The following is a 12,307-nucleotide window of genomic DNA, read 5'->3' on the forward strand; positions in this document are numbered from 1 at the left end:
GGTTCACCGCGGCTTTCGCCCCGATTGGGCAGGGCTTTCCCTGCCGGGCCGGCCTCCGTTCCCGACCCGGACGGGGCCGTCGCCGCCGTCGGGCCTTCCCTATTCGGGTGACCTCGGCGGGCTGACCGTGGTGCGCGGTGGTCGGCGCTGGGAGGAGGTCCGCACGATCAGCTCGGTGGGTATCACCTGCTCGACCGGCTGGTCGGAGTCGACGCCCTCGATGGCGTCGATCAGCAGCTGGACCACGGCCGTGCCGATGCGCCGGGGCTTGAGGGAGAGCGTGGTGACGGGTGGCTCGGTGCTGGCGTACACGGTGGACTCGCTGCAGCAGACCAGCAGCAGGTCGTCCGGGACGCGCAGTCCGTAGCGGCGGGCGGCGGCGAGCAGGTCGGTGCCGTTGGGGTCGAACAGGCCGTACACGGCGTCGGGCCGGTCGGGCCGGGCGAGCAGCCGGTCGGCGGCGACGGCGCCCGCGCACGGGTCGTGCGCCGGGTAGGCCTCGTACACCGGGTCCTGGCCCACCCGCTCGCACCAGCGCAGGTAGGCGGTGGTCGACAGATGGGTGTAGGTGTCGGTGGTCGTGCCCGTCAGCAGGCCGATGCGGCGGGCGCCGGCGTCGGCCAGGTGGTCGAGGATGCCGAGGACGGCGGCCTCGTGGTCGTTGTCGACCCAGGCCGTGACCGGGAGCGAGCCGGCCGGGCGGCCGTCGGAGACGACCGGTAACCCCTGCCGGACCAGCTCGCTGACGACCGGGTCCTGGTCGGAGGGGTCGATGACGACCGTGCCGTCCAGGGCGACGTTGGACCAGACGTCGTGGCGCGAGGTCGCGGGGAGGATCACGAGGGCGTAGCCGCGGGCGAGCGCGGCCGAGGTGGCGGCGCGGGCCATCTCCGCGAAGTACGCGAACTCGGTGAAGGTGAAAGGTTCATCCCCGTACGTGGTCACGGTCAGGCCGATCAGCCCCGACTTGCCGGTACGGAGGGTCCGGGCGGCGGCGGAGGGCCGGTAGCCCAGTCGGTCGGCGACCTCACGGACGTGGCGTCGGGTGGCGTCCGGGAGCCTGCCCTTTCCGTTGAGGGCGTCGGAGACGGTCGTGATGGAGACCCCGGCGGCGGCGGCAACGTCTCTGATGCCCGCCCGGCCCGGCCGACTGCCTCGACGTGAGGTTTCCGCGCGGCTCACCTGGTGCTTCCCTGCTGCTGTCATGGCGAGCCGATAGTAGGGCGCAGAGGACGGGGTAGCGCGGACGCATATGCACCCACTGACAGGCACGTTTCTGCAAGGTCATGGCCTGTCAACTGCCTTGGAATGAAAGGATGTTGTTGTTCTCTGGTGCAGGAGGTGACCTATCCGCGCTCATGGGCCTGTCGAGCCCCCGATGTTTCGAAGAGGTCTCAACTCACCTGTACGGGGGACGCGCGCCACGGCGCAAGCCACCGGCGCATAGATATATGTGTAGCGCGCCCCTCGATTCGTACGCCTTCCTGCCGTGATGCCCATGATGCCGGTGCGGCGGGGCCGGACGAGCGGGTTCCGGCCTGTTCAGTGCGGAGCCGAATCCTCATAAGGTGAGAAGTATTGGAAGCCGGCGCCGCTCAGGGGCCGCCGGTGATCGCGAGGAGGACTGCGGTGAGCGAGACGAGCCCCAAGCTGCGCGCGGTGCTGGAGGGGATCCCCACCTACAAGCCGGGCAAGCCGGCCGCGGCGGACGGCCCGGTGGCCTACAAGCTGTCCTCCAACGAGAACCCCTATCCGCCGCTGCCCGGCGTGCTGGAGAGCGTGGTGGCCGCCGCCTCGTCCTTCAACCGCTACCCCGACATGGCGTGCACGGGGCTGATGAACGAGCTGTCCGAACGCTTCGGCGTCCCGGTCTCCCACCTCGCCACCGGCACCGGTTCGGTCGGTGTCGCCCAGCAACTGCTGCAGTCGACCGCGGGACCGGGCGACGAGGTGATCTACGCCTGGCGCTCTTTTGAGGCTTATCCGATCATCACGCAGATCAGCGGGGCGACGCCCGTGCAGGTGCCGCTGACCCCGGGCGCCGTGCACGACCTGGACGCGATGGCGGAGGCGATCACCGAGCGGACCCGGCTGATTTTCGTCTGCAACCCGAACAACCCCACCGGCACGGCCGTCCGCCGGGCCGAGCTGGAGCGTTTCCTCGACCGGGTGCCGGACGACGTGCTGGTCGTGCTGGACGAGGCGTACCGCGAGTTCGTCCGGGACCCCGAGGTGCCGGACGGCCTCGAGCTGTACCGCACCCGCCCGAACGTCTGTGTCCTGCGGACCTTCTCCAAGGCGTACGGCCTCGCCGGTCTGCGCGTCGGCTTCGCCGTCGCCCACGAGCCGGTCGCGGCGGCGCTGCGCAAGACCGCCGTCCCGTTCGGCGTGAGCCACCTCGCCCAGGAGGCCGCCGTCGTCTCGCTGCGCGCCGAGGACGAGCTGCTGGGCCGGGTCGGCTCGCTGGTGTGCGAGCGCAACCGTGTGCTCGACGGGCTGCGCGCGCAGGGCTGGACGGTGCCGGACACCCAGGCGAACTTCGTCTGGCTGTCGCTGGGGGAGCGCACGACCGCCTTCGCGGCGGCGTGCGAGCAGGCGGGCGTGGTGATCCGCCCGTTCCCGGGCGAGGGCGTGCGCGTCACGATCGGGGAGACCGAGGCGAACGACATCTTCCTGAAGGCCGCGGAGGCGTTCCGCAAGGAGTCCTGACCCCCGCCACCCGCTGGAATCCGAGGCCGCCGGCCCGCCGTGAGGCAGGCCGGCGGCCTCGGCGTCATGTGGTCGCCGTGTGGTCGCGTCCAAGGGGTTGACGTCACACCGGACCCCCCTTCCGGGTCTGAAAAGCAGTAGGTCATAATTGCTTGTGAATGTGAACGCGTTCACAAGCGTGTCTGTTTTCACCCGAGATTGGCGACGACGTGGACATGGCTCTGGCGCCGGAAACCCTGGCGCGATGGCAGTTCGGGATCACCACCGTCTACCACTTCCTGTTCGTCCCCCTGACGATCTCCCTCGCCGCGCTGACGGCCGGCCTGGAGACCGCCTGGGTGCGCACGGGGAAGGAGAAGTACCTCCGGGCGACCAAGTTCTGGGGCAAGCTCTTCCTGATCAACATCGCGATGGGCGTCGTCACCGGCATCGTGCAGGAGTTCCAGTTCGGCATGAACTGGTCCGACTACTCGCGCTTCGTCGGCGACGTGTTCGGCGCGCCCCTCGCCTTCGAGGCCCTGCTGGCCTTCTTCTTCGAGTCCACCTTCATCGGCCTGTGGATCTTCGGCTGGGACAAGCTGCCGAAGCGCGTCCACCTGGCCTGCATCTGGCTCGTCTCGGTCGGCACGCTGCTGTCGGCGTACTTCATCCTCGCGGCCAACTCCTGGATGCAGCACCCCGTCGGCTACCGCATCAACGAGGAGAAGGGCCGCGCCGAACTCACCGACTTCTGGCTGGTCCTCACCCAGAACACCACGCTCAACCAGGTCTTCCACAGCTTCTCGGCGGCCTTCCTGACCGGCGGCGCCTTCATGGTGGGCATCGCCGCCTTCCACCTGATGCGCAGGCGCCACATCCCGGAGATGCGCACCTCCCTGCGGCTCGGCCTGGTCACGCTGGCCGTCGGCGGACTGCTCACCGCGGTCAGCGGCGACAGCCTCGGCAAGGTCATGTACGAGCAGCAGCCGATGAAGATGGCCGCGGCCGAGGCGCTGTGGGACGGCGAGGGGCCGGCGCCCTTCTCGTTGTTCGCCTACGGCGACGTCGACGAGGGGCACAACAAGGTGGCCCTGGAGATCCCCGGCCTGCTGTCCTTCCTCGCCCACAACGACTTCGACGAGTACGTGCCGGGCATCCACGACACCAACAAGGCCCTCCAGGAGCAGTTCGGCCCCGGCGACTACAAGCCCATCGTGCCCGTCGCCTACTGGGGCTTCCGCTGGATGATCGGCTTCGGCATGGTCTCCCTCTCCCTCGGCCTTCTGGGGCTGTGGCTGACCAGGAAGCGGTTCCTGCTGCCCGCCGCCCTGCGCACCGGAGAGGACGAGGTGCCGCGTCTGGTGCTGCTGCGCAAGCCGCTCGGCGCCCGGCTCACCCGGACGTACTGGCTGCTCGCGCTCTGGACCATGGCGTTCCCGCTGGCCGCCAACTCCTGGGGCTGGATCTTCACCGAGATGGGCCGCCAGCCCTGGGTCGTCTACGGCGTGATGCAGACCCGCGACGCGGTCTCCCCCGGCGTCTCCCAGGCCGAGATCCTCACCTCGATGATCGCCTTCTCGCTGCTGTACGCCGTCCTCGCCGTGATCGAGGTCAAGCTGCTCGTGAAGTACGTCAAGGCCGGCCCGCCGGAGCTGACCGAGGCCGACCTCAACCCGCCCACGAAGATCGGCGGCGACGTCCGTGACGCCGACAAGCCGATGGCCTTCTCCTACTAGGCCGAGGGAGCCGCACAGTCATGGAACTGCACGACGTCTGGTTCGTCCTCATCGCCGTCCTGTGGACCGGCTACTTCTTCCTGGAGGGCTTCGACTTCGGAGTCGGCATCCTCACCCGCCTGCTGGCCCGCGACCGGCCCGAGAAGCGGGTGCTGATCAACACCATCGGCCCCGTCTGGGACGGCAACGAGGTCTGGCTGCTCACGGCGGGCGGGGCCACCTTCGCCGCCTTCCCCGAGTGGTACGCCACCCTCTTCTCCGGCTTCTACCTGCCCCTGCTCGCCATTCTGCTCTGCCTGATCGTCCGCGGCGTCGCCTTCGAGTACCGCGTCAAGCGGCCCGAGGAGAGCTGGCAGCGCCGCTGGGAGGCGGCGATCTTCTGGACCTCGCTGCTGCCCGCGTTCCTGTGGGGCGTCGCCTTCGGCAACATCGTGCACGGGGTGAAGATCGACGCCGACTTCGAGTACGTCGGCGGGCTGGGGGACCTCCTCAACCCCTACGCCCTGCTCGGCGGGCTGGTGACGCTGACGCTGTTCACCTTCCACGGGACCGTGTTCGTCGGGCTCAAGACGGTCGGGGAGATCCGGGAACGCGCCCGCGCGCTGGCCCTGAAGGTCGGCGCCGTCACCGCCGGCGTGGCCGTGCTCTTCCTGCTGTGGACCCAGGTCCACAGCGGCGACGCCAAGAGCCTGGTCGCCCTCGTGGTGGCCGCAGGTGCACTGCTCGCCGCGCTGAACGCGGTCCGGGCCGGGCGCGAGGGGTGGGCGTTCGCCCTGTCCGGCCTGACCATCGTGGCCGCCGTGGCGATGCTCTTCCTGTCCCTCTTCCCGAACGTCATGCCGTCGTCGCTCGACGAGAGCTGGAGCCTGACGGTCACCAACGCCTCGTCGAGCCCGTACACCCTGAAGATCATGACCTGGTGCGCGGCGATCGCCACGCCGATCGTCCTGCTCTACCAGTCGTGGACCTACTGGGTGTTCCGCAAGCGGATCGGCACCCAGCACATCGCTCCCGACGTCGCGCACTGAGGTGTGTTTCACGTGAAACCAATCGACCCCAGGCTCCTTCGGTACGCCCGCGCCACCCGTCTCTTCCTGGTGGCGGTCGTCGGCCTGGGCGCCGTCGGCGCCGGGCTGGTCGTCGCGCAGGCGATGCTCATCGCGGAGATCGTGGTCGGCGCGTTCCAGCACGGCATGACCGCCGGGGAACTGCGCACTCCGCTGCTCCTGCTGGTGGCGGTCGCCGGTGGCCGGGCGGTGGTCTCCTGGCTCACCGAACTCGCCGCCCACCGGGCGAGCGCGGCGGTGAAGTCGGAGCTGCGCGGCCGGTTGCTGGAGCGTGCCGCGCGGCTCGGACCCGGATGGCTCGCCGGTCGGCCCACCGGTTCGCTGGTCGCGCTCGCCACGCGCGGCGTCGACGCCCTCGACGACTACTTCTCCCGCTATCTGCCCCAGCTCGGTCTCGCCGTGGTCGTGCCCGTGGCGGTGCTGGCGCGGATCGTCACCGAGGACTGGGTCTCCGCCGCGATCATCGCGGGCACGCTGCCGCTCATTCCGGTCTTCATGATGCTGATCGGCTGGGCCACGCAGTCCCGGATGGACCGTCAGTGGCGGTTGCTGTCCCGGCTGTCCGGGCACTTCCTGGACGTCGTCGCGGGGCTTCCGACCCTCAAGGTGTTCGGCCGGGCCAAGGCGCAGGCCGAGTCGATCCGGCGGATCACCGGCGAGTACCGGCGGGCGACGATGCGGACGCTGCGGATCGCGTTCCTGTCGTCCTTCGCGCTCGAACTGCTCGCCACGATCTCGGTCGCGCTGGTCGCCGTGACCATCGGCATGCGGCTGGTCCACGGCGACATGGACCTCTACGTCGGCCTCGTCGTCCTCGTCCTCGCCCCCGAGGCGTATCTGCCGCTGCGGCAGGTGGGCGCGCAGTACCACGCGGCGGCCGAGGGACTGGCGGCGGCGGAGGAGATCTTCGAGGTGCTGGAGACGCCCGTCCCGGCTGCCGGCGCCGGTGCCGCTCCCTCGGGCGCGCCGGCGCTCTCCTTCGAGGGCGTGACGGTCCGCTACCCCGGGCGGGCCGCCGACGCCGTGTCGGACGTGTCGTTCGAGGTCGAGGCCGGGGAGACGGTCGCGCTGGTCGGGCCGAGCGGAGCGGGCAAGTCGACGCTGCTGCACGTGCTGCTGGGCTTCGTGGAGCCGGTCCGGGGCCGGGTGCGTGCCGGGGGAGTCGATCTAGCCGACGTCGACCCCGAACAGTGGCGGTCCCGGATCGCCTGGGTGCCGCAGCGCCCGCACCTGTACGCCGGGACGATCGCGGAGAACGTCCGGCTGGCCCGCCCCGACGCGGACGACGCCGCCGTACGCCGGGCCCTCGCGGACGCGGGCGCGCTGGAGTTCGTCGACGCCCTGCCCCGGGGCGCCGACACCCCGCTCGGCGAGGACGGCACCGGGCTGTCCGCCGGGCAGCGGCAGCGGCTGGCGCTCGCGCGGGCGTTCCTCGCGGACCGTCCGGTGCTCCTGCTGGACGAGCCGACGGCCGCGCTCGACGGGCGGACCGAGGCCGAGATCGTGGCGGCGGTACGGCGGCTGGCGGCCGGGCGGACCGTGCTCCTGGTGGTGCACCGGCCCGCGCTGCTGGCCGCGGCCGACCGGGTCGTACGCCTCGACGGCGCCGGCTCCCCCGCCGCCCCGCGCTCCGTGCGGCCGGTGTCGGCTGCGCTGGGGCGTGCCGGGACAGGTCTGTTGCCGGGTGCGGGGCTCGACCTGGACGCGACCGGGCCGGTTGCCCCGCCCTCCGCGCGGCCCGCGCGGGCCGAGGCACGGCTCGCCGGGACGGGCCTCCGGCCGGGTGCCGCGGCGGTCCAGGAGCCGATTGGGCTTGCCGATCCGCCCTCCGTGCGGCCCGCGCCGGGTGCGGTGCAGCCCGCCGCGACGGGCCTCCTGCCGGACGCCGGGCCGGAACCGGACGCGAGCGGGCCCGCGGCCCCCGCCGTGCGAGGCGTCCTCGCCCGTGTCCGCGCCCTCTCCGGCGCGCGGCGCGGCCGGCTGGGCCTGGCCCTGCTGCTCGGCAGTCTCGCCCTCGGCAGCGCCGTCGGCCTCATGGCCACGTCCGGCTGGCTCATCTCCCGGGCGTCGCAGCAGCCGCCCGTGCTGTATCTGATGATGGCCGTGACCGCCACGCGGGCCTTCGGCATCGGCCGCGCGGTGTTCCGGTACTCCGAGCGGCTGGTGTCGCACGACGCCGTGCTGCGGATGCTCGCCGACACCCGGGTCGCCGTCTACCGGCGGCTCGAACGGCTGGCGCCCGCCGGGCTGCGCCGGACCCGCCGGGGCGACCTGCTGTCCCGGCTGGTCGCCGACGTGGACGCCCTCCAGGACTACTGGCTGCGCTGGCTGCTGCCGGCCGGCGCGGCGGTCGCCGTCTCCGTCGCCTCCGTCGCCTTCACCGGTCGGCTGCTGCCCGAGGCCGGGGCCGTCCTCGCCGTCGGGCTGCTCGCGGCCGGGGCGGGCGTGCCGCTGGTCACCGGCGCGGTGGCGCGGCGGGCGGAGCGCAGGCTCGCCCCCGCGCGGGGGGTGCTGGCGACGCGCGTGGCCGACCTGCTCACCGGCACCGCCGAACTGACCGTCGCGGGCGCCCTGCCCGCCCGTACCGCCGAGACCCGGCGGGCCGACGCCGAGCTGACCCGGATCGCGTCACGGCAGGCCACGGCCACCGCCGTCGGGGACGGCCTCACCGCGCTGGTCTCCGGCCTGACGGTCACCGCCGCCGCACTGGTGGCCGCGCAGGCGGTCGCCGCCGGGCGGCTGAGCGGCGTCGCGATGGCCGCGGTCGTACTGACGCCGCTGGCCGCTTTCGAGGCCGTGCTGGGGATGCCCGTCGCGGTGCGGTTCCGGCAGCGGGTACGGCACAGCGCCGAGCGCGTGTACGAGGTGCTGGACGCCCCGGCGCCGGTGCGCGAGCCGGAGCGTCCCCGGCAGGCGCCCGCCGCTCCGTTCCCGCTCGTCGTCAAGGGCCTGACCGCACGGCACGCGGGGCAGGACCGGGACGCGCTCGCCGGTGTCGACCTCACCCTCCGGGAGGGGCGCCGCGTCGCCGTCGTCGGGGCGTCCGGCTCCGGCAAGACGACGCTGGCCCAGGTGCTGCTGCGGTTCCTGGACGCGGACGCCGGCTCCTACACGCTGGGCGGCGTGGACGCGTCCGCGCTGGACGGCGACGACGTGCGACGGCTCGTGGGGCTGTGCGCACAGGACGCGCACCTCTTCGACAGCTCGGTGCGGGAGAACCTGCTCCTCGCCCGCCGCGGGGCCACCGAAGCGGAACTGCGCGCCGCCCTCGCCCGGGCCCGGCTGCTGGAGTGGGCCGACAGCCTGCCCGAAGGGCTCGACACGCTCGTCGGCGAGCACGGGGCGCGGTTGTCCGGCGGGCAGCGGCAGCGGCTCGCGCTGGCCCGTGCGCTCCTCGCCGACTTCCCCGTCCTCGTCCTCGACGAGCCCGCCGAGCACCTCGACCTGCCCACCGCCGACGCCCTCACCGCCGACCTGCTGGCCGCCACCGAGGGCCGCACCACCCTGCTGGTCACCCACCGGCTGGCGGGCCTGGAGGCGGTGGACGAGGTGATCGTGCTGGCGGGCGGGCGTGTGGTGCAGCGGGGCACGTACGCGGAACTGATCGCTGTCGACGGGCCCCTGCGGGCGATGGCGGCACGGGAGGCGGAGGCGGATCTGCTCGTGGCCGCGCGGTAGAGCCGACGGGGCGTCGGACGAGGCGAGCCGACGGTGCGTCAAAAGCGGGCCCCGACACGCCGAAGGTCCCCCATAAGGGCCGCGGTGTCCCCCATGCGTACGACGTGAACAGGCCGCGGGCGCCCAGCGCGGGCCACGATCGCTGACATGCGCTCATCCCGCCGCCGTCTCCTGATCGTTCCGGTGCTGCTGTGCGCGCTCGCCGTGCTCGCGGCCGGGCCGGCCGACGAGGCCCCCGCGGGCGGTGCCGGTCCCGGGGCCGGTGCGGAGGTGGCGCGGCTGTACGAGGAAGCGGCCGTGGCGACGCAGCGGTACGAGGAGGGGCGGCGCGAGGCCGAGGCGCAGCGGGCGCGGGCGCGGCGGTACGAGGAACTCCTCGACCGGCAGCGGCGGGAGCTGGGAGTGCTGCGCGAGGACCTGGGCCGGATCGCCCGCTCCCAGTACCGCACCGGGGGCGGGCTGCCGTTCACCGCGCGGATGCTGCTGGCGGACGATCCCGAGGAGCTGATGCGGCGGCAGCGGGTCGTCTCGCAGGCCGATCAGGCGGTGGAGAAGGCGATCGAGGACAGCCGCCGCGCGGAGGCCGGGCTCGCCGCCGACGAGGCGCGGGCCGCCGCCGAGTGGCAGGAGCTGGAGCGGCGCAACGCCGAGCTGGCGGAGGTCAGGAGGACGATCGAGCGCAAGCTGGAGGAGGCACGGCGGCGGCTGGAGGGGGAGGCCGCGGCGTCGGCCGCCGCGGGCAGCTGCCGTGGCGCGGTCCGGCTCGACCAGCCGCCGACGACGCTCGCCGAGGACTGGGTCGCGCCGGTGGAGACGTACGCGATGTCCGCGGGCTTCGGCAGCGGCGGCGCGCGCTGGGCGAACCGGCACACCGGGCAGGACTTCGCCGTGCCCGTCGGCACGCCGGTGCGCTCGGTCGGCGCGGGCCGGGTGGCGGCGGTGTCGTGCGGGGGCGCCTTCGGCATCGCGGTCGTGGTCGGGCATCCGGGCGGCTACTACACGCAGTACGCCCATCTGTCGTCGGTCGCCGTGGACCAGGGGGAGCGGGTGCGGCCGGGGCAGTGGATCGGGCTGTCGGGCTCGACCGGGAACTCCACCGGCCCGCATCTGCACTTCGAGGTGCGGGTGACCCCGCACCTCGGCTCGGGCGTCGACCCGGTGCCGTGGCTGGCCACACGCGGCGTGCGGCTGTGACGCCCGGTCGACAGAACGTTTCCTCAGCCCTGCCGCTCCGCCACCAGCCGCTCGATCACGACCGCCACCCCGTCGTCGTTGTTGGCGACCGTCCGCCCCGAGGCGGCGGCCAGCACGTCCGGGTGGGCGTTGCCCATCGCGTACGAGCGCCCGGCCCAGGTCAGCATTTCCAGGTCGTTCGGCATGTCGCCGAAGGCGACGACCTCCTCGTGCGAGATGCCGCGCTCGGCGCAGCACAGGGCGAGCGTGCTGGCCTTGGAGACGCCGGGGCCGCTGATCTCCAGCAGGGCGCTGGGGCTGGAGCGGGTGACGTTGGCGCGGTCGCCGAGGGCGAGGCGGGCGAGGGTGAGGAAGGCGTCGGGGTCGATGGCGGGGTGGTAGGCGAGGATCTTGAGGACCGGCTCGTCGGCGGCGGGCGCGCCGGGACCGAGCAGCTCCTCGGCGGGGGCGCAGACGTCCGGGCGTTCCATGTGCAGCCTGGGGTAGTCGGGCTCCTGATGGAAGCCGTACGTCTGTTCGACCGCGTACACGGTCCCGGGCGCCGCCTCGCGCAGCAGCCGTACGGCGTCGAGGGCGTTCTCGCGCGCCAGTTCGCGCACCTTCACGAACCGGTGGGCGCCCGGGCCGCCGTGCAGGTCGACCACGGCGGCGCCGTTTCCGCAGATGGCCAGGCCGTGACCGTGGACGTGATCGCTGACCACGTCCATCCATCGGGCCGGGCGGCCGGTGACGAAGAAGACCTCGATGCCGGCCCGCTCGGCGGCGGCCAGAGCGGCGACCGTGCGCGGGGAAACCGACTTGTCGTCCCGGAGCAGGGTGCCGTCGAGGTCGGTGGCGATCAGCCGGGGCGGGATCGTGGGGGCCGGGGTCTCGGGCTGTCTGGTCGCTGAGGTCACCCGGCCATTCTCGCGCATATGCCCGCACGCCCGTGCGGGACTGCGCACAGCTGAGTGAATACCGATGGTGTGCGCGGTTCCCGGCCCCGCCGGAGGCCGCCGTAGGCTCTGGGGCATGAGTCTGCGCCTGAGCACCGTGATCCTGCCCTACCGCCGCTGGCACGAGGGGGGCCGGGAGACGTGGCGGCGGGCGGAGGAGCTCGGGTTCCACGCCGCCTACACCTACGACCACCTGTCGTGGCGGTCCTTCCGGGAGGGGCCGTGGTTCGGCGCGGTGCCGACGCTGACGGCCGCCGCGTGCGTCACCGAGCGGATGCGGCTGGGCACGCTGGTCACCTCGCCGAACTTCCGGCACCCGGTGACCCTCGCCAAGGAGCTGATCTCCCTGGACGACGTCTCCGGCGGCCGGATCACGCTCGGCATCGGCGCGGGCGGCACCGGCTTCGACGCCACCGCGCTCGGGCAGGAGCCGTGGACCCCGCGGGAGCGCGCCGACCGCTTCGCCGAGTTCGTCCCCCTGCTCGACCGGCTGCTGACCGAGAACGGCCCGGACGGCACGTCGTACGCGGGTGATTTCTACTCGGCGCACGAGGCGCGCAACATCCCGGGCTGTGTGCAGCGGCCCCGGCTGCCCTTCGCGGTGGCGGCCACCGGGCCGCGCGGGATGCGGCTCGCCGCCCGGTACGGCCGGGCGTGGGTGACCACCGGCGATCCCCGGCTGTACGAGTCGGGGACGCCCGAGCAGTCCCGGCAGGCCCTGGGCGACCAGGTGGAGAAGCTCGGCAAGGCGTGCGCGGAGACCGGCCGGGACGCGGACTCGGTCGACCGGATCCTGCTCACCGGGTTCACCCCGGACCGTGGCCGTCCCCTGGAGTCCCTGGACGCGTTCGTGGACTTCGCCGGCCGCCACCGTGACCTGGGCTTCGACGAGCTCGTCGTCCACTGGCCGATTCCCGACTCGGACTTCGCCGCGGACGAGACCGTCTTCGAGCGCATCGCCACGGAGGCGCTCGCCCAGCTCGGCTGAGCCCTTGGGGACCCGGCGGCC

At 73.1% G+C, this 12,307-nt stretch carries 8 protein-coding genes; 6 read left to right on the top strand and 2 right to left on the bottom strand.

Going from position 1 to position 12,307, the window contains the following annotated elements; translation table 11 throughout:
• Positions 1–99: 99 nt before the first annotated feature.
• Positions 100–1,206 carry a LacI family DNA-binding transcriptional regulator gene (locus tag ABZY13_RS12005; RefSeq protein WP_356629455.1) on the bottom strand — a complete coding sequence of 369 codons (1,107 nt, stop codon included), beginning with the start codon at positions 1,204–1,206 and terminating at the stop codon, positions 100–102.
• 423 nt (positions 1,207–1,629) lie between these two features.
• Here ABZY13_RS12005 and hisC point away from each other — a divergent pair, with 423 nt between their 5' ends.
• The 5 genes from hisC (at position 1,630) to ABZY13_RS12030 (ending at position 10,363) form a co-directional block, all read left to right on the top strand.
• On the top strand, positions 1,630–2,709 hold the full coding sequence (gene hisC, locus ABZY13_RS12010) for a histidinol-phosphate transaminase (RefSeq protein ID WP_356629457.1): 1,080 nt from the start codon (positions 1,630–1,632) through the stop codon (positions 2,707–2,709).
• A gap of 209 nt (positions 2,710–2,918) precedes the next feature.
• A complete protein-coding gene (locus ABZY13_RS12015; protein ID WP_356629459.1) occupies positions 2,919–4,424 on the top strand; it encodes a cytochrome ubiquinol oxidase subunit I in 1,506 nt (501 codons plus the stop codon).
• Between the two features lie 20 nt (positions 4,425–4,444).
• Positions 4,445–5,452, top strand: coding sequence for a cytochrome d ubiquinol oxidase subunit II (cydB, locus tag ABZY13_RS12020; RefSeq protein WP_356629461.1), 1,008 nt, complete (start codon positions 4,445–4,447; stop codon positions 5,450–5,452).
• Between the two features lie 12 nt (positions 5,453–5,464).
• Positions 5,465–9,169 (top strand): thiol reductant ABC exporter subunit CydD, encoded by a 3,705-nt coding sequence (cydD, locus tag ABZY13_RS12025; RefSeq protein WP_356629463.1) that lies wholly within the window; start codon positions 5,465–5,467, stop codon positions 9,167–9,169.
• 147 nt (positions 9,170–9,316) lie between these two features.
• Positions 9,317–10,363, top strand: coding sequence for a M23 family metallopeptidase (locus ABZY13_RS12030; protein ID WP_356629465.1), 1,047 nt, complete (start codon positions 9,317–9,319; stop codon positions 10,361–10,363).
• Between the two features lie 23 nt (positions 10,364–10,386).
• Here ABZY13_RS12030 and ABZY13_RS12035 read toward each other — a convergent pair whose 3' ends face one another.
• A complete protein-coding gene (locus tag ABZY13_RS12035; RefSeq protein ID WP_356629467.1) occupies positions 10,387–11,277 on the bottom strand; it encodes an HAD family hydrolase in 891 nt (296 codons plus the stop codon).
• Positions 11,278–11,374: 97 nt separating this feature from the next.
• On the opposite strand from ABZY13_RS12035, the gene ABZY13_RS12040 reads away from it, so the two are divergent.
• The gene (locus ABZY13_RS12040; protein WP_356629469.1) at positions 11,375–12,286 is read left to right on the top strand and encodes an LLM class flavin-dependent oxidoreductase; all 912 of its coding nucleotides are present in this window, start codon (positions 11,375–11,377) and stop codon (positions 12,284–12,286) included.
• Positions 12,287–12,307: the final 21 nt, after the last annotated feature.

The organism is Streptomyces sp. NPDC006610 (assembly GCF_040611575.1).
Taxonomy (GTDB): Bacteria; Actinomycetota; Actinomycetes; order Streptomycetales; family Streptomycetaceae; genus Streptomyces.

Coding starts and splice junctions, on each gene's coding strand:
- ABZY13_RS12030 (WP_356629465.1), top strand. CDS start 9,317: ATGCGCTCATCCCGCCGCCGTCTCCTGATCGTTCCGGTGCTGCTGTGC.
- ABZY13_RS12005 (WP_356629455.1), bottom strand. CDS start 1,206: ATGACAGCAGCAGGGAAGCACCAGGTGAGCCGCGCGGAAACCTCACGT.
- ABZY13_RS12035 (WP_356629467.1), bottom strand. CDS start 11,277: ATGCGCGAGAATGGCCGGGTGACCTCAGCGACCAGACAGCCCGAGACC.
- ABZY13_RS12040 (WP_356629469.1), top strand. CDS start 11,375: ATGAGTCTGCGCCTGAGCACCGTGATCCTGCCCTACCGCCGCTGGCAC.
- cydB (WP_356629461.1), top strand. CDS start 4,445: ATGGAACTGCACGACGTCTGGTTCGTCCTCATCGCCGTCCTGTGGACC.